The 17,232-nt window shown below is 71.1% G+C and carries 13 protein-coding genes and 1 pseudogene; 9 read left to right on the forward strand and 5 right to left on the reverse strand.

Annotated elements, in window-relative coordinates; genetic code table 11:
• Positions 1-72: 72 nt before the first annotated feature.
• The gene (locus CLT71_RS07615) at positions 73-1,014 is read right to left on the reverse strand and encodes an aldo/keto reductase (protein WP_101366488.1); all 942 of its coding nucleotides are present in this window, start codon (positions 1,012-1,014) and stop codon (positions 73-75) included.
• Positions 1,015-1,060: 46 nt separating this feature from the next.
• Here CLT71_RS07615 and pdxR point away from each other — a divergent pair, with 46 nt between their 5' ends.
• Positions 1,061-2,485, forward strand: a complete 1,425-nt coding sequence (pdxR, locus tag CLT71_RS07620) for an aminotransferase-like domain-containing protein (RefSeq protein WP_486483122.1) — start codon at positions 1,061-1,063, stop codon at positions 2,483-2,485.
• An 11-nt stretch (positions 2,486-2,496) separates the two neighbouring features.
• Here the strand turns inward: pdxR and CLT71_RS07625 are convergent, their stop codons facing one another.
• On the reverse strand, positions 2,497-3,486 hold the full coding sequence (locus CLT71_RS07625) for a DMT family transporter (RefSeq protein ID WP_199187545.1): 990 nt from the start codon (positions 3,484-3,486) through the stop codon (positions 2,497-2,499).
• A gap of 62 nt (positions 3,487-3,548) precedes the next feature.
• On the opposite strand from CLT71_RS07625, the pseudogene CLT71_RS07630 reads away from it, so the two are divergent.
• A pseudogene (locus CLT71_RS07630) lies at positions 3,549-4,022 on the forward strand (Lrp/AsnC family transcriptional regulator); the annotation flags it as partial.
• Between the two features lie 230 nt (positions 4,023-4,252).
• Here CLT71_RS07630 and CLT71_RS07635 read toward each other — a convergent pair.
• Positions 4,253-7,051 carry a M6 family metallopeptidase gene (locus tag CLT71_RS07635; protein WP_486483123.1) on the reverse strand — a complete coding sequence of 933 codons (2,799 nt, stop codon included), beginning with the start codon at positions 7,049-7,051 and terminating at the stop codon, positions 4,253-4,255.
• A gap of 620 nt (positions 7,052-7,671) precedes the next feature.
• On the opposite strand from CLT71_RS07635, the gene CLT71_RS07640 reads away from it, so the two are divergent.
• Positions 7,672-8,946 carry a pectate lyase gene (locus CLT71_RS07640; RefSeq protein ID WP_486483124.1) on the forward strand — a complete coding sequence of 425 codons (1,275 nt, stop codon included), beginning with the start codon at positions 7,672-7,674 and terminating at the stop codon, positions 8,944-8,946.
• Between the two features lie 99 nt (positions 8,947-9,045).
• Here CLT71_RS07640 and CLT71_RS07645 read toward each other — a convergent pair whose 3' ends face one another.
• Positions 9,046-10,761, reverse strand: coding sequence for a dihydroxy-acid dehydratase (locus CLT71_RS07645; protein WP_101366491.1), 1,716 nt, complete (start codon positions 10,759-10,761; stop codon positions 9,046-9,048).
• A 102-nt stretch (positions 10,762-10,863) separates the two neighbouring features.
• On the opposite strand from CLT71_RS07645, the gene CLT71_RS07650 reads away from it, so the two are divergent.
• From CLT71_RS07650 to CLT71_RS36390, 3 genes are all read left to right on the forward strand, one after another.
• A complete protein-coding gene (locus tag CLT71_RS07650) occupies positions 10,864-11,886 on the forward strand; it encodes an alcohol dehydrogenase catalytic domain-containing protein (protein ID WP_101366492.1) in 1,023 nt (340 codons plus the stop codon).
• Positions 11,887-12,000: 114 nt separating this feature from the next.
• The gene (locus CLT71_RS07655; protein WP_101366493.1) at positions 12,001-12,762 is read left to right on the forward strand and encodes a PIG-L deacetylase family protein; all 762 of its coding nucleotides are present in this window, start codon (positions 12,001-12,003) and stop codon (positions 12,760-12,762) included.
• The gene (locus CLT71_RS36390; RefSeq protein WP_143743773.1) at positions 12,759-12,947 is read left to right on the forward strand and encodes an SIMPL domain-containing protein; all 189 of its coding nucleotides are present in this window, start codon (positions 12,759-12,761) and stop codon (positions 12,945-12,947) included. Before CLT71_RS07655 ends, CLT71_RS36390 begins: the two co-directional genes overlap by 4 nt.
• 136 nt (positions 12,948-13,083) lie before the next feature.
• On the opposite strand, the gene CLT71_RS07660 is transcribed toward CLT71_RS36390, so the two are convergent.
• The gene (locus CLT71_RS07660; RefSeq protein WP_101366494.1) at positions 13,084-14,130 is read right to left on the reverse strand and encodes an aldo/keto reductase; all 1,047 of its coding nucleotides are present in this window, start codon (positions 14,128-14,130) and stop codon (positions 13,084-13,086) included.
• 95 nt (positions 14,131-14,225) lie between these two features.
• On the opposite strand from CLT71_RS07660, the gene CLT71_RS07665 reads away from it, so the two are divergent.
• From CLT71_RS07665 to CLT71_RS07675, 3 genes are all read left to right on the forward strand, one after another.
• A complete protein-coding gene (locus tag CLT71_RS07665) occupies positions 14,226-14,837 on the forward strand; it encodes a TetR/AcrR family transcriptional regulator (RefSeq protein WP_101366495.1) in 612 nt (203 codons plus the stop codon).
• 91 nt (positions 14,838-14,928) lie between these two features.
• Entirely contained in the window at positions 14,929-15,522 is a 594-nt protein-coding gene (locus tag CLT71_RS07670; RefSeq protein WP_101366496.1) for a hypothetical protein, read from the forward strand.
• 216 nt (positions 15,523-15,738) lie between these two features.
• Positions 15,739-17,130: a VCBS repeat domain-containing M23 family metallopeptidase gene (locus tag CLT71_RS07675; protein ID WP_143743401.1), complete on the forward strand. Its 1,392-nt coding sequence runs from the start codon at positions 15,739-15,741 to the stop codon at positions 17,128-17,130.
• Positions 17,131-17,232 lie beyond the last annotated feature (102 nt).

The raw sequence follows: 17,232 nt of genomic DNA on the forward strand, positions 1-17,232 counted from the left end.
GCCTGAGCCCGCCCCCGATCCGCCGAGCCAGGGCCTGGGCCCGCCCCCGATGCACCGGGCCAGGCAGCCCGGTCAGGCGGCGGCGTCGAGCCGGGCCCGCTGTTCGGGGGTGAGCACCAGGGCCACTCCGGCCAGCGCCTCCCGCAACTGCTCGACGGTGCTCACCCCGACGATCGGGGTGGCGGCCGGGTTCCCACCGGTCAGCCAGGCGAGTACGACGTGGTTGCGGGTGGAGCCGGTCTCGGCGGCGATCTCGTCCAGTACCGCGAGCCGGCGCTCGGTGCCCGGGTGCTCGTACTCCGGCGGCAGCGGCTTGTCCGCCCGGGTGTACTGGCCGCCGAGCAACGGCGTGTACGCCCAGAGCGACATCTCGGGGTGTGACTCCAGGTAGTCGACCACCTCGTCGCTCACCGCACCGAACCGGTGCACCACGCTCGGTCGGGTCCCGGGGCGTGGCTTGAGGTAGCTGAGCTGCTGCTGCACCGCCGTGAACCCGGTCATCCCGTTCGACCGGGCGATCTCCCGGGCCCGCTCCACCCGCCAGATCGCGTGGTTGGAGCAGCCGAGCGCGCCGACCGTACCGGCGGAGACGAGTTCGTCGAAGGCGGCGACCGTCTCCGCCAACGGGGTACGGCGGTCCTCCATGTGTGCCCAGTAGAGGTCGACGTGGTCCACTCCGAGCCGGCGGAGGCTGCCGTCGATACCGTTCTTGATCGCCGACGCCGACAGGCCCTCCGCGGTCTCCGGGAACCGGCCGGCCACGGTGGGCTCGCAACCCACCTTCGTGCTGATCTTGATCCGGTCGCGTACCCCAGGGCGCCGGGCCAGCCAGCGCCCGAGCAGTTCCTCGCTCTGCCCGCCGTACCCGCTGGGGTCGGCCCAGAAGGCGTAGCAGTTCGCCGTGTCGATCCAGGTGCCGCCGGCCTCGACGAAGTGGTCCAGGAGCTCGAAGGAACGCCGCTCGTCCTGGACGGTGCCGAAGAGCATGGCGCCAAGCGCGATGTTGTAGGTCATGACTGGAACGGTAGGCGCGATCGGACGGGCGGTACGCTCCAATGTCGTGGCAGATTTCCAGACCAATTCCGCCTGGGCCACCCTGCTGGAGATCGAGTCCCGGGAGCGGGTCCGGCGCCCCCTGCACGACCGGCTGACCCGGGCGTTGCGGGCCGCGATCCGGGACGGCCGGCTCGCCACCGGCGCCGCCGTACCGCCCAGCCGGGCGCTCGCCGAGGAACTCGACTGTTCGCGCTGGGTGGTGACCGAGGCGTACGCGCAACTGGTCGCCGAGGGATACCTCGCGGCCCGGGTCGGCTCGGCCACCCGGGTCTCGTGGTCACCGGAGACCGCGCCGGCACGCCGCCGCGCGGTGCCCGGGCCGGTACTGCCACCGCTGCGCTTCGACCTGGCGCCCGGCCTGCCCGACCTGCGCGCCTTCCCCCGTCGCCGCTGGACCGAGGCGGTGCACACGGTCACCGGTTCGGCCGCGCGCTACGACCTCGGCCCACCCGATCCGGCCGGCCATCCGGCGCTGCGGGGCACGCTCGCCGAATACCTGCGGCGCTCACGCGGCGCCGACGCACAGCCCGGGTCGGTGCTGGTCTGCTCCGGCATCACCGACGGACTGGTCCGGATCTGCCGGATGCTGCGGGCGGAGGGGATCGCCGAGGTGGCGGTGGAGGAACCGGGCTGGGGCCGGCTCCAGGAGGCGGCGGTGAGCGCCGGGCTGCGCACCGTCCCGGTCCCGGTGGACGACGACGGGCTGCGGGTGGCCGAGCTGAACCGGACCGCCGGGGTGCGGGCGGTCGTGGTCGGCGCCGCACACCAGTTTCCGACCGGGGCGATGCTCAGCCCCGACCGCCGGGCCGAACTGGTGCGCTGGGCCCGGGCGGTCGACGGGTACGTCGTCGAGGACGACTACGACGCCGAGTTCCGCTACGACCGCCGGCCGATCGCGGTGATGCAGGGCCTGGACCCGCGCCGGGTCTTCCTGGTCGGCTCGGTCAGCAAGACCCTCTCCCCCGCCCTCGGCCTGGGCTGGACAGTGGCGCCACCGGCCCTGTCGCCGGCGCTGCGGGCGGCGAACGCCGTCGCGGTACCCCCGCCGGTGCTGGATCAGCTCGCCCTGGCCACCTTCATCGACCGTGGCTGGTACGACACGCACCTGCGGGCTGCCCGACGCCGGTTCCGTACCCGCCGCGACCTGCTGCTGCGCGAACTCGCCGCCCGGGTGCCGGAGGGCCGGGTGGCCGGCACCGCCGCCGGGCTGCACGTCCTGCTGCACCTGCCGGACGGCACCGACACCTCGGCGGTGGTTGCCGGGGCCGAGAAGACCGGACTGCGGCTGGCCGACCTCGACGCGTACCGGGTGCGGCGGGGCGGGTCACCTGCACTCGTCCTCGGCTACGGCAACATCACCGATGCCGAGATCCCGCCGGCGGTCGCCCTGCTCCGGGCGGCACTCGACGGCCTCCGAACGGTCCGGTAGGCGGGTGGGGACTAACCGGGGCGCCGCCGGTCGGGGCGGTTGCGCGGTTGCCGGTGCGGTATGGCTGGTGAGGGCTCGGCCGGCTGCTGGTGCACCACGAGCGCGGCGATCACCAGCGCCACCCCGAGCAGGTCCCCGCCGGTCGGCGGTTGGGCGAGGACGAGCAGGCCGACGACCGTGGCGGAGGCTGGCAGGACGCTCAACATCAGGGCAAAGGTCGCCCGGCGCAGCCGGGCCATCGCGAACTGGTCCGCGACGTACGGGATGACCGAGGAGCAGATCCCCACGGCGATCGCGGCGAGCAGCAGGGTGGGATCGCCGAACGCGGGGGCGGCGGCGAGGCCGAGCGGAGCGGTCAGCACGGCGGCGACAAGCATCGCCGCGCCGAGTTGGTCGAGTCCACTGGGGCCGTCGCCCAGGTCCTGGTTGGCGACCCGGTGTCCGAGCATCACGTAGAGCACGAAGAGCGCGCAGTTGGCGAAGGCGAAGACGAACCCGAGCGGCTCGCCGGCCAGCCGGATCTCGGTGAGTACGGCGACGCCTGCCACGGCGAGCCCGAGCGCGACCGCGTTGCGCCGGCTCCGTACCCCGGCGGCGGCCAGCAGGATGACGCCGAGAAACTCGACCGCGCCGACCGTGGCCAGCGGAAGCCGCTCGATCGCCAGGTAGAACATGGTGTTCATCGCCGCCAGCACCGCACCGAGCGCGAGCAGGATCCGGCGTTGCCGTGCCGTCGACCTGCGCAGCAGGCGCCACGGCCGACGCCAGACCGCGAACACCACGGCAGCGCTGGCGATCCGCAGCCAGACGACCCCGAGGACGTCCAGCCGGGCGAAGAGCAGCACGGCGAACGCCGGACCGAGATAGTGGAAGACGGCGCTGACCGCAAGGACCGCCGGTACCGGCAGCGCCGCGACGAAGGCCGGGACCGGCAGCCGGTACAGCCGGCCGGCCGGTGGAGCGGGTCGGGGCGGCCCAGAGTTTTCCCGTACGTCCTGCATAGGAGTATCTTCCGAACCAGTGCCCGAGCTGTGAATGTCAAAATCAAGGCGGGAGAGGCGACTTGCCTACAGATCCCAGGCCGAATGGCGACAACTCTTTCGACGCCCGGTCGCGCCTCCTGGACGACCGCAACCTGCGCCTGCTGACGGAACTGCACGACGACCCGCGACTGTCGATGTCGGAACTCGCCCGCCGGGTCGGGCTCTCCGCCCCGGCGGTCACCGAGCGGGTGCAGCGGCTGGAGTCGGCCGGCGTGATCACCGGCTACCGGATGGAGGTCGACCCCGCCGCGCTCGGCATGTCGGTGACCGCTCTGGTGCGCATCCGACCCGGCCCCGGTCAGGTTCCCCGGGTCAGCCAGGCCGCCCGGGAGACGCCGCAGGTGGTGGAGTGCCACCGGCTCACCGGCGAGGACTGCTTCGTCCTCAAGGTGCACGCCCCGTCGATCGGCGAGCTGGAGGAGATCATCGACCGGTTCCTCCTCTTCGGACAGACGACCACCTCGATAGTGGTCTCCACCCCGGTGCCGCCCCGGGCGCTGCCGCTACCTCCCCCGTCGCCGGGAGGTGCCGAGGACACCAGGGCGGCCGGGGCCGGGCGGATGAGGCGACCTGAAGCGCCGAGGAGAAGCGGCAACTCCTGACCGGTGTTGGAAGCACCGTCGCCGCCGGCCGGACACGAGGAACGCAGAACGGGCGGGGCCGCCGCCGGCTGGATGCTGGCGGCGGCCCCTGGAGACCGGTGGATCTGGCCGGTAGTGGGTGGTTACGGTGCGGCGGGTGGGACCACCCGCACCACCGCCCACTGGTTGCGGTGACCGGGCTGGAGCAGTTCGAACCGGACGCCGAGGTTCACTCCGGCGTCACCCGGGTTGCCGGTACCGGTGACGACACCGCCACCCAGGTCCAGGCCGTACTGGCTGCGTGCCGGCTTGCCGTTGCGGTCCACGGTCCGCACCGAGTAGGGCGCGTTGCCCTCGGAGGGCACCACGACCGACGCGTCGGCGTCCCGGAAGAAGAGCGGGCTCTCCGCGTCCAGGTCCGGCCGGTACTCGATGCCCGGGTACCAGCCCTTGGCGTCGGTGAACGCCCTGACTCCGGGCTGGGCCTTGAACTTGGTGCAGTACGCGCTGAACGGCTCGTTCGGCGCCTCGTAACACTCGGTGAACGGATAGGTCCTGCCGAAGCCGAACGCCGCGTTCGACGACTGCGGCCGGGAGGGCAGGTTGTTCAGCCCCGACGGGTCCTTCTCCGCAGCCGTGCCCTGCCGGCGGTACGGGTCGAAGTGCGAGTCCACGATCAGCAGACCGCCCTTGGCACCGATGCTCGGCGGGTCGTACAGGTTGTTCAGCACCAGGTTGAGGTTGCCGTAGCTGGTGTCCCGGTACCAGACCAGCATGCCCGGGGCGTTGTACGGCACCCGGTCCACCTTCCAGGCACCGTCCCGGTTGTAGTTCGTCTGGTACGCGTACTTCAGGCCCTCGTCGAAGCCGTCGTGGTTACGCCACTCGGCGAGGTAGTAGTGCGCGTAGGAAAACTCGCCGGGCGAGATGGCCCAGCCGGTGCCGGTGGTGTTGGTGAAGGTGCCGACGGTCGCGGTCCAGCCGTTGGCACCGCTCTCCACGTCGTCCGACCAGACGGTCGTACCGTCGGCGGTGACCGAGAAGTCGTCGGTGAACCAGCCGGTGTCCTCGAACGCGGCGTCGGTGGCGTACCGCAGCCGCAGTTGGACGGTCTGGCCGGCGAAGCCGCTCAGACTGACGTAGTCGTGCCGCCACTGCCCGCCGGTGCTGCCGGTCAGGCCGTACTTCTTGTCGCCGTAGTCGTGCAGCCGGCCGTTCGGGTCCGGGTCACCGTCGTCGGTGGAGACGAGGTTGCCGGCCGCGTCGAAGACCTTCTGCTCGGCCCAGGTGCTGCCACCGTCGGTGGAGACCTCGACGAAGCCGTAGTCCCAGTCCTCCTCGATGGAGTAGTTGTTCCAGAGCCAGAACCGCACGTCGGAGCCGGCCGGCACCTGGAGGGTGCGGGTCAGCCGGACGTCGGCCCAGGACTGGTCGTTGTTGGTCCACCACTGCCCCTCGCCGCTGTGCGGGGTGGAGAGGGTGATCTGCTTGGTCGGCAGGTTCACCCGGACCCCGTCCTCGGTGCCGACCGGGGTCCGCGAGGTCTGCCCGATCTTGACCCGGGCCGGGTCGTCACCGGGGTTGAGGATCACCGGGTCGGCCCAACCGAGCACGAACTTGTCCCAGAGTCCCATGTGGGTCGGGATGCCCTGGAAGATCGGGCCGGTGTGCGAGCCGGACGACATCAGGTCCCAGAAGTCGACGTCCGAGTCACCGCCGGAGCCGACGTCGTAGAGGTCGGGCAGGCCGAGGTCGTGGCCGTACTCGTGGGCGAAGACACCGACGCCGGAGTCCTCCGGCTGGACGATGTAGTTACTGATCATCTTGTCGGTACCCGGAATGGTGTGGCCGGGCACGATCGCGGACGAGTGCGCCCAGATCGCGTACGGCCCCTCGGCGCCGCCACCGCCGGACTTGTCCTCACCCGCGTGCACCAGCACCAGGTGGTCGATGACGCCGTCCGGCTCGTTGAGGTTGCCGTCGCCGTCGGCGTCCGCCACGTCCTCGATGTCGTAGTCGGCCCACGGGAAGTCCGGGTTCTGCGCGGCCAGCACGTTCACCGCGTCGACGCCGAGCGCGCCGGGGCCGGCCGGGTTGTCCGGGTGCCCGTTCATGTCCTGGCTGGCTCCGGCCACCCACTCACCGTCGGCCTGGGTGCAGGTGTCGGCGCCGTACCACGCCTCGGAGTGCGGCACGGTCACCCAGGGGGTCGCCTCGCCGGCGACCGTGTAGGCGCCCTTGGACATCTCCAGGTACATGTTGCGCATCGTGTAGCCGCGCAGGTCGATGCCGCGCCGGCCGTCCGGGCCGCGCAGGTCCGTGCGGACCCGCTCGGTGATGCCCTCCCGGCTGTAGAGCATCTTGTTGTAGAACTCGGTCGAGAAGTCCGGCACCCACATCGAGTTGTTGTCCGGGTGGGAGGCCTTCGCCGGGTTCGGGATGTTGTTGTGCAGCGGCCCGTTCTGGACGTTGCCGGGCACGCACTCGCGCTCGTTCTCCGGCGTGGTCGCGTCGTCGAAGGTGGCCCGCGGCACCATCACGCCGGTGAAGTCGTCGTCCGCGTCGGGATTGAACTCGACCAGGATGGTCAGCAGTTTCGCGACCTGTGTCTCCTCGGCCTGCTTGTAGCGGATGTGCCGGGGGTTCTTTCCGGTCCGGATCGCCTCGGCCTCGGTCCTGGCCAGGCTCCGGGCCGCCACCGGGTTGCCCTCGGCGAACTTCCGGCCGAACGCGGTGACCGGGTCCGGCTTGGCCCGCTTGACCTCGCGCTTGCCGTCCTTCACCACCACCTCGGGGCCGTCGCTGGGCCGCTCGACCTTCGGGTCGACGTAGTTGATGTAGTAGTCCCGCTCGGTCGGCGTGAACCGGGCCCCCCGGTCAGCGTTCGCCGGCCCGGCGCCGCTGACCGCCATCCCGGCCGCCGCGACCAGGAGCACGGGCACCGACGCCGCGAGCAGGCGCGTTCGCCCGCCTGCCCATCTCTTCCCCCCGCTGGCTGTCAGTCGTTGCACGTCCCTCCCCTTCCGCGCGTGTGTGGCGAAGCGATCACCGCCCGCATCCGTCCGGATACTCGGGCAACGACAGGGACGTTATGCGACGTCACGGCCATGGACAACCACCGTTGTCCTTTCGACATCACACAACCGTCCAACCGGGCAACGGCCTGCATGTCGGTCCATGTCGTACGTAGCCGGCGGGCCGTTGCGGCGCCACCCGGGTCGGCGCGGGCGGCGTTCCCGACGGTCCGTCCCATTCGGACCACGTCGCCTAGCAGGTGAAAGTTTGCTGTCATCTGGACGACCGTCGATGGCTCTACTACAGTCCCGCTCCAGCGGCGCCGACACGGCGGCCGCCCTGAACGGTCGGTCCCGGCGCCACCATCGGTGGCCGGACCACCGGGTGAGGATCAGGTCCGACGCCCCGGCCAGCTGACGAGCCGGTGTCCCGGCTCCGGGCCGCACGACCAGCAATGGAGGTTGATCGCCAGGGGAAATTCCGACATCGACAGGAAAGCGCGTTCCTAGTCCCGACCCACCACCCACGCTCCCGGAGGTCCTCCGAAATGACACAGTCCATGGCGCCGGCCGGCATCGCCCGGCCCGCCAGACGCTGGCGGGCGGCAGTCCTGGCCGGCGCGACCACACTCGCCGCGGTGGCGACGATCGGCGTCGTCGACGTCGGTACCGCCTCGGCCGCGACCGTCGACACCAACGCCACCTACGTGATCGTCTCCCGGCACAGCGGCAAGGCGCTCGACGTCTACAACTGGGCCACCAACGACGGTGCGCCGATCGTCCAGTACGCCCGCAACGACCTGGCCGTCCAGCAGTGGCGGTTCGTCGACGCCGGCAGCGGCTACTACCGGATCCGCTCCGTGCACAGCGGCAAGGTGCTGGAACTGCCGAACGCCGACGACGGCGCCCGGCTGGTCCAGATGACCGACAACAACAACACCCGGCAGCATTTCCGGCTGGCCGACTCCGACGGCGGCCACGTCCGGTTCATCAACCGACACAGCAACAAGGCACTCGACGTCTGGGAGTGGTCGACCGCCGACGGCGCCCCGATCGCCCAGTTCGCCGACCTCAACGGCGCCAACCAGCAGTGGCGGCTGAACACCGTCAGCGGCGGCGGTACGCCGACGAACCCCCCGCCGACCGGTAGCTGGCCCACCCCGACCGGGCAGGTCGGGGTCAACGGCACCATCTCGGTCTCCGGCACCCTCGACGGCGGCATGCGCCGGTACTGCTGCATCGGCGACGGCGGCCAGGAAGAGGACCAGGATCCGATGTTCAGCCTCGCCTCCGGCGCCACACTGCAGAACGTCATCATCGGCGCCCCCGCCGGGGACGGGGTGCACTGCTCCGGCCCGTGCACCCTGCGCAACGTCTGGTGGGAGGACGTCGGCGAGGACGCCGCCACCTTCCGGGGCAGCGGTTCGCCGAGCTTCCTGGTCGACGGCGGCGGCGCGCGTAGCGCCAGCGACAAGGTCTTCCAGCACAACGGGCCCGGCACGCTGACCATCCAGAACTTCCAGGCCAGCAACTTCGGCACCTTCTACCGGTCCTGCGGCAACTGCTCGACCCAGCACCGGCGCAACGTCGTCATCCGCAACGTCACGCTGACCCGGCCCGGCAACACGATCGCCGGAATCAACGTGAACTACGGCGACACCGCCCGGTTCAGCGGGATCACCATCGTCAACGACTCCGGCCGGTCGATGGTGATCTGCCGCAAGTACAACGGCAACGACGACGGTGACGAACCCACCCAGGTCGGCACCGGCGCCGACGGTACCAACTGCATCTACTCCTCGTCCGACCTCACCTACCGGTAACACCGGCGCCAGACTGTAGCGAGGGCAACCGCCCGGACACCGTCCGCCGTGGCCAGCGGGCGGTGTCCGGGCGGTCCGCTCGACCCCGGAGCCCGCGGGTCAGTGTGACTCGCGGGCCACCCGGTCGCCGCTGCCCCCGACGAGGAAGGCCAGGTCGGCACCGGTGTCGGCGCCGAGCACGGTGTCGACGTAGAGCCGTTCCCAGCCCCGGGTCGGCTGGGCGAACGCGTTCGCCATCGCCTCGGCGACCGGCCGGGCCGCCAACTCGGCCGCCGGGATGTCCACGTCGAGCCGGCGCGCCTGCACGTCGAGCACGATCGGGTCACCGGTCCGTACCCGACCCAACGGCCCACCGGCGGCGGCCTCCGGCGCCACGTGCAGCACCACAGTCCCGTACGCGGTACCGCTCATCCGGCCGTCGCAGATCCGCACCATGTCGCGTACCCCCTGGCGGAGCAGCTTCTCCGGCAGCGGCAGGTTGGCCACCTCCGGCATCCCCGGATAGCCCTTCGGTCCGCAGCCGCGCAGCACCAGTACCGAGTCGGCGTCCACGTCGAGATCCGGGTCGTCGAGCCGGGCGTGCAGGTCCTCGACCGAGTCGAAGACCACCGCCCGGCCCCGGTGCCGCAGCAGGTGTGCCGAGGCGGCGGCGGGTTTGATGATGGCGCCGGCCGGTGCCAGACTGCCGCGCAGCACCGCGATCCCCGCGTCCGGCATCAGCGGCGCGCTGCGGGTGCGGATCACCTCCGGGTCACTGATCTCGTGCCCGGCCAGATAGTCGCCGATCGGCCGGCCGGTCACCGTCAGCGCGGCCGGGTCCAGCAGCTCGGCAACCTGGTTCAGCACCGCCGGCAGCCCACCGGCCCGGTGAAAGTCCTCCATCAGGAAGCGGCCGGCCGGTTGCAGGTCGACCAGCAGCGGTACCCCGCTGCCGAGCCGGTCGACGTCGTCCAGGGTGATCGGCACGCCCAGCCGACCGGCGATCGCCAGCAGGTGCACGACCGCGTTCGTCGAACCGCCCAGCGCGGCGAGCGCGACGATCGCGTTCCGGAAGGACGCCTCGGTCAACACCTGACTCGGCCGGCGCTGTGCCGCGACCATCTCCACGATCAGCCTGCCGGTGCCGTGCGACCGGGCCAGCAGCCGACTGTCCGGGGCGGGCAGGCCGGCGGTGCCCGGCAGGGTCATCCCGAGTACCTCGGCGAGCAGGCCCATCGTGGAGGCCGTACCCATCGTGTTGCAGTGGCCCCGGCTGCGGATCATGGACGACTCGGAGTCGAGGAAGCCCTCCGGGGAGAGCGTGCCGGCACGTACCTCCTCGGAGAGCCGCCACACATCGGTGCCGCAGCCGAGCGGCACGCCCCGGAACGTGCCGGTCAGCATCGGGCCGCCCGGCACCACCACCGCCGGCAGATCGACCGAGGCGGCACCCATCAGCAGCGCCGGGATCGTCTTGTCACAGCCGCCGAGCAGCACCACCCCGTCGATCGGGTTGGCCCGGATCATCTCCTCGATCGCCATCGCGGCCATGTTGCGCCACAGCATCGCGGTCGGCCTGACCTGCGTCTCCCCGATCGACACCACAGGCAGGTTCAGCGGCACACCGCCGGCCTCCCAGATCCCGTTCGCGACACTGGCCGCGACCTCGTCGAGGTGCCGGTTGCAGGGGGTGAGGTCCGACGCGGTGTTGGCGATCGCGATCTGCGGCCGTCCCTGGAACGCCGAGTCCGGCACACCACGGCGCATCCACGCGCGGTGCAGGTAGGCGTTGCGGTCCGAGCCGGCGTACCACTGGTCGCTCCGGAGTGCAGGCATACTCTCCATTATCAAGAACAATTTCGGGTACGGGCTACGCCGTCCTCGCCGGATCGCACCGGCAGCGCAGCGTCGGGTCGGGTCCGGGGCGGTGGTCTGACGGTGCGTGCCTTCGTGGTGACCGGCCCGGGTGTCGCCGAGGTACGCGAGGTCGCGGCCCCGGTCGCCGGTCCGGGCGAGGTCGTCGTCGACGTACTGCGGGCCGGTGTCTGTGGCACCGACGCCGAGTTCTTCTCCGGGCAGATGGCGTACCTGCACAGCGGTGACGCCCACTATCCACTGCGGATCGGCCACGAGTGGTGCGGTGTGGTGTCGTCGGTCGGACCCGGTGTGCCGGAGGACTGGCTGGGGCGGCGGGTCACCGGAGACACCATGCTCGGCTGCGGCCGGTGCACGCGGTGTCTCGGCGGGCGGCAGCACCTCTGCGCCGACCGGCACGAGATCGGTATCCGGGGCGGCTGGCCGGGTGCGCTCGCCGAGCGGCTGCCGGTACCCGTCCGTGCCCTGCACCCGCTCCCCGACCAGGTCGACGCCACGCTCGGCGCGCTGGTCGAGCCGGGCGGCAACGCGTTGCGGGCGGTCGAGGCGGCACAGGTCGGTCCCGACCGCCGGCTGCTGGTGCTCGGACCGGGCACCATCGGGCTGCTGGTGGCGCAGATCGCGGCGGCCCGGGGCGCCGAGGTGCACCTGCTCGGCCGGGACGAGCCCGCACTCGACCTCGCCCGCCGGCTCGGCCTCGGGTACGCCTGGACGGCGCAGACCCTGCCGGGTCCGGCGGAACTCGCCTTCGACGCGGTGGTCGACGCCACAAACGACGAGCGGATGCCCGGGTACGCGGCGCGACGGGTGGAGCCCGGTGGCCGGATCGTCTACATCGGTCTCGCCGAGCGCCCGAGCCTGCTCGACACCCGCGAACTGGTGCTCACTGACGTGACGGCGGTCGGGGTACTCAGCGCCTCCGGCGGACTCGCCGGCACCATCGAGCTGTACGCCTCGGGGGCGGTCGACCCGCGCCCGCTGGTGGCGGCGACGGTGGGGTTGCCGGAGGTGGCGGGCATACTGCGCGGCGAGCGTGATCCCGCCTGGGGTGCCGCCCCGAAGATCCACGTCGACCCACGCCGCTGAGTACGGATCCGCACCGCCGGGCACGAATCCCCACCGCCGAGCAGGGATCCGCACCGCCGCCGAGCACGGGTCCACGGCACGGGCACGGGCCGGCATCGAGTAAAGATGGTTCCCATGACTGCTGACACGCCCACGGTCCCCAACCCGCTGCGACCGGTCGACGAGGACTGGCAGCGCGGGCTCGCCATCGTCGCCCACCCTGACGACCTGGAGTTCGGCGCCGCCGCGGCCGTCGCCCGCTGGACGCGGCAGGGCAAGGAGATCACCTACGTGCTGCTCACCAGCGGGGAGGCGGGCATCGACGGGATGGATCCGGCCGAGGCCGGGCCGGTTCGCGAGGAGGAGCAGCGCGCCTCCGCGGCGATCGTCGGGGTGTCCCAGGTCGACTTCCTCGGGCTGCCCGACGGCGTACTGGAGTACGGTGTGGCGCTGCGCCGCGACCTGAGCCGGGTGATCCGGAGGTACCGGCCGGAGATCGTGATCACCAACAACTTCCGGGACAGTTGGGACGAGGGCGGAGACGCGCTGAACATGTCCGACCACATCGTCACCGGTCGGGCCGTACTCGACGCGGTGCGCGACGCGGCCAACCGCTGGGTGTTCCGCGAGCAGCTCGACGAGGGTCTGGAGCGGTGGGGCGGGGTCCGGGAGGTGTGGGCGGCCGGTTCACCGCTGTCGAGGCACGCGGTCGACACCACCGACACGTTCGAGCTGGGTGTCCGTTCACTCGAGGCGCACGGTGCCTACCTGCGCGGCCTCGGCACCGGTGACTTCGACCCCGAGGAGTTCCTGGAGGGCATCTCCCGGCAGACCGGCAACCGCCTGGGCGTCAGGTACGCGGCCGGGTTCGAGGTCTTCCGCCTCGGCCTGCACTGAGAACTCCCGCCTTCCCGCACCGGGTCGCGCCCGGCGCCAACGAGATCGAGGGGGTCGACTTCGACGTCGTCGCCAAGCGCGAGCTACGGGCCGAGGCCCGACGCAAGGCCGTCGCCGCTGCCCGAGCAGAGGCCGAGCTGTACCAGGATCTCGCCCGGACCACATCGTCGTCTCCGCCGCCGTGATGCTCGGCTACGCCGTGGCCCGCGACTGAACACCGCGCCGGCAGAGCCACGGGTCGCCGTCCGACCGCACGGTCAGCCGCGACCACGCCGGCCGGCGCCCACCGGGTACGCGGGTGGGCGCCGGCCGGTGCCGAATTCAGCTGGCCACCGGGACCGGCGAGGGGTTGAGCCTCGCGAAGCCCTCCTGCCGCTGGTAGGGGAAGTACGGGTAGGGCGCGCTCCGGGCACTGGCGGCGTCGAGTCGGGCTGTCTGCTCGGGCGTGAGTGCCCAGCCGACGGCGTCGATGTTCTGCCGCAGTTGCTCCTCGTTGCGGGCACCGATGATGACGGTCGCCACAGTGGGTCGTCCGAGCAGCCAGTTCACCGCGATCTGCGGTACCGCCCGGCCGGTTTCCCTGGACAGTTCCTCCAGGACGTCGACGACCTGGAACAGCTGCTCGTCGTCGACCGGCGGTCCGTAGGCGGCGGTCGCGTGCAGCCGGCTCGCGGACGGTGGTGGCGTGTCACGCCGGATTCTGCCGGTGAGTCGTCCCCAGCCGAGCGGGCTCCACACCACGGCTCCGACGCCCTGGTCCAGACCCAGCGGCATCAGTTCCCACTCGTAGTCCCGGCCGATCAGCGAGTAGTAGACCTGGTGCGCCACGTACCGCTGGCGATGGTCCCGGTCGGCGACGGCGAGCGACTTCATGAGCTGCCAGCCGGCGAAGTTGGAGGCGCCGAGGTAGCGGATCTTGCCGGCCCGGACCAGGTCGTCCAGTGTCGACACCACCTCTTCCACCGGGGTTCCGGCGTCGAAGGCGTGCAGTTGGAACAGGTCGATGTGGTCGGTGCCGAGTCGGCGCAGCGCCGCGTCGACCGACCCGATGAGCCGGGCTCGTGACGTGCCCGCGTCGTTCGGCCCGTCCCCGGTGGGCAGGCCGCTCTTGGTCGAGATGAGAACGGCGTCGCGCCGGCCCTTGATCGCCTGCCCCAGCACCTCCTCGGAGGCGCCGTCGGAGTAGACGTCGGCGGTGTCGAACATGGTGATGCCGGCGTCCAGGCAGATGTCCACGAGGCGTCGTGCCTCGCGGGCGTCGGTGTTGCCCCAGGCGCCGAAGAGCGGTCCGGAACCGCCGAAGGTGCCGGCGCCGAAGCTCAGCGCGGGCACGGTGAGCCCGGATGCCCCAAGTCGTCGGTACTCCACGATAACGCCCTCCGGTTGCTAATAGAACTACAGTTCCTTTAAGACGCTGGGTACGCTAGCAGGCGACCGGCACTTAAGGGAACTGGAGACCCGTTATGACCTTCGGCACGATCCGGCCCGGAGGACGCACCGCCCGGGTCCGCGCCGCCGTGCTCCGCGCCGCCGGCGACGCGCTCGTCGAGCACGGGTTCGACCGTCTCGACCTCGCCGACGTGGCCCGCCGGGCCGAGGTGGGCAAGACGACCGTCTACCGCCGCTGGGGTACGGTCGCCGGTCTCGTCGCCGACCTGCTCGTGGAGATGGCGGAGCAGTCGTTGCCACGGACCGACAACGGCTCGCTGATCGAGGATCTGCGCGCAAACGCCCGGCTCGTGCAGCGCACCCTGGCCGACCCACGCCAGGGCGCGCTGTTCCGGGCGGTGATCGTCGCCGCGACCTGTGACGACCGGGCCGCCGAGGCGCTGCACCGCTTCTACGCCGTCCGCATCGCCGAGTGGGCTCCCTGCGTGCGACAGGCCGTGGAACGGGGGGAACTGCCACCGGGTACGGACGCGGCCGAGGTCGTCCGTGCCGTCTCGGCGCCCCTCTACTACCGCCTGCTGGTCAGCGGAGATCCCGTCGACCAGGCAGCGGCGGACCGGGCCGCCGAGGCGGCGGCGGCAGCGGCCCGAGCCGGCGTCTACGCATCCGCCACCGCGGACGACTGACGGCAGTGGACCGCCGGCCGACAATCTGGCCCCGGTCCGTGCCCACCTGCGCGTGCGCTGGAGCCGGGCCCGGATCTAAGCTGGCCGGGCCATGTTGATCTTCCGCAGCCGTACCCTCGACTTCGGCTACCGACTGGTCGCCACCGCACTGCTCCTGCTGGCCGGGACCGCCGTCGTCGCCGGAGTCCGGAGCTGGCGCGACTCGCGGTCACCGTCGATCTGGGCGCCGGACTTCACCCCGGCGGACGCGGCGATGACGGCCGGTTTCGCCGTGCTGTTCTCGGCGCTGGCCGTGCTCTGCTGGCGGGCCTCCCAGCGCCGCCTGTATGTCGACGGAGCCGGGATCACCTGGACCGGGATCGTCCGCCGGCAGCACCTGGACTGGTCGCGGATCGCCCATGTCGACCTGCTGATGGGGATTCGCAACGGCCAGGTCCGGGTGTACGCCGACCGCCAGCGGTACGTCGTCTTCCGCAACGTCGGACCGTTCTTCGGCGGGCCGCTCTCCGAGCGGCGGCTGACCCGAACGGTCTCCCGGCCGCCGGACGGTGCCGCACCCGCGCTCCACGAGGTCTTCGCGGCCCTGCTCGCCGGCCGCCAGCGGTATCGGAGCCACGGCATGCCGGGCCGGGCCCCGACGGCGTCGTCGCCTGGACACGAACCTGAACCGAGGCCGTTCCGGTAACCGTTGTCGACGGTGTCCTGGTTTCCGCCCCACGGCACGCAGCCTCCGCCCCACGGCACGCACCGACTGCTGTGGGCGGGATCCTGTCGCGAAACTCTGCAATCTCCCGGTAGCGCGACTACAGGCGCCGTCATGACGACTGGAGTGCGCTTGCAGTCTCCTCCCCTTCACTGACGGGGCCAGAACCTGGATCCCGGCGAGGAGAGGAGTCGATCGGTGAAGGTGAGAACGCTCAAACGGGTGGCATTCGCCGTCGTGGCGGCCATGATCGGTGTGGCGGCACCGGTGGCGCCCGCATCGGCGGCGGGTGTCCGGCCCCTGTTCCAGATGCCGTTCCCGTGTGGCCAGCAATGGCTCGGCCAGACGTACAACGGCCACTCCCCGAACGTGAACAGCATCGACTTCACCCGGGTAGGTGGAACGACGAACGGCAGTCCCATCGTGGCGTCCGCGGCCGGCCGGGTCACGTACGCCGGCTGGGACTCCGGCGGCGGCAACATGGTGAACATCGCCCACGCGAACGGATGGGGCACCACCTATCTGCACATGATCGAACGACCGGCGGTGAAGGCCGGTGACAACGTGGCCCAGGGCCAGCAGATCGGCCGGGTGGGCAGTACCGGCGACAGCAGCGGACCGCACCTGCACTACCAGCAGTGGGCGGACAGTCCGTCCAACACCGTACGATCCATCTTCAACGGCAGCGAGGTCACCATCCGGGTGGGCGCCGGACAGACCATCACCAGCCGGAACTGCGGTACGCGGGGAACCGGTGGTGATGTGGCCTGGTTGCAGGGCGACACGATCTACACACTCACCGGACCAACCTTCGCCACCGTCGGCTCCGTCAACGGCATCGGCATACCAAAATGGGCAGGCGTCGGCGACTACAACCGCGACGGCCGAAACGACCTCTTCTGGTTCTACCCCAACGAAACAATCCACAGCGCCGAATCCAACGGCACCACCTTCATCAACTGGGCCCAACGCCGAGGCCCAGGCATCGGCGCCCCCGACTGGGCAGGCGTCGGAGACTTCAACGGCGACGGCTTCCGAGACGAAATCGCCTGGCAACAAGGCGGAACCGTCTTCACCCTACGCGGACCCACCTTCGCCACCGTCGGCGAAGTAACCGGCATCGGCATACCCAAATGGGCAGGCGTCGGCGACTACAACCGCGACGGCAAAGACGACCTCTTCTACTACTACTCCGACGGAACAATCCACAGCGCCGAATCCAACGGCACCACCTTCATCAACTGGACCCGCCGCCGAGGCCCCGGACTAGGAACCCCCGACTGGGCCGGCGTCGGAGACTTCAACGGCGACGGCCAACGAGACGAAATCGCCTGGCAACAAGGCGGAACCGTCTTCACCCTACGCGGACCCACCTTCGCCACCGTCGGCGAAGTAACCGGCATCGGCATACCCAAATGGGCAGGCGTCGGCGACCACAACCACGACGGCAAAGACGACCTCTTCTACTTCTACCCCAACGAAACAATCCACAGCGCCGAATCCAACGGCACCACCTTCACCAACTGGACCCAACGCCGAGGCCCAGGCATCGGCGCCCCCGACTGGGCCGGCGTCGGCAACTTCCGCTGAATCCCCTCCGGGCGCCTGAGAAATGGCGGGCGCCCGGATCGGCAGAGCCGGTGGCAGCCGGGCGGATCCGAGCCCTACCTACCGACCCGGAAATCGCCTGCA

It is taken from the genome of Plantactinospora sp. CNZ320, assembly GCF_002846275.1.

What these genes read in the sequence shown, in the direction of transcription:
- CLT71_RS07640 (WP_486483124.1), top strand. Translation starts at nt 7,672, where the DNA reads ATGACACAGTCCATGGCGCCGGCCGGCATCGCCCGGCCCGCCAGACGC.
- CLT71_RS07625 (WP_199187545.1), bottom strand. Translation starts at nt 3,486, where the DNA reads ATGCAGGACGTACGGGAAAACTCTGGGCCGCCCCGACCCGCTCCACCG.
- CLT71_RS07670 (WP_101366496.1), top strand. Translation starts at nt 14,929, where the DNA reads ATGTTGATCTTCCGCAGCCGTACCCTCGACTTCGGCTACCGACTGGTC.
- CLT71_RS07655 (WP_101366493.1), top strand. Translation starts at nt 12,001, where the DNA reads ATGACTGCTGACACGCCCACGGTCCCCAACCCGCTGCGACCGGTCGAC.
- CLT71_RS07645 (WP_101366491.1), bottom strand. Translation starts at nt 10,761, where the DNA reads ATGCCTGCACTCCGGAGCGACCAGTGGTACGCCGGCTCGGACCGCAAC.
- CLT71_RS07615 (WP_101366488.1), bottom strand. Translation starts at nt 1,014, where the DNA reads ATGACCTACAACATCGCGCTTGGCGCCATGCTCTTCGGCACCGTCCAG.
- CLT71_RS07665 (WP_101366495.1), top strand. Translation starts at nt 14,226, where the DNA reads ATGACCTTCGGCACGATCCGGCCCGGAGGACGCACCGCCCGGGTCCGC.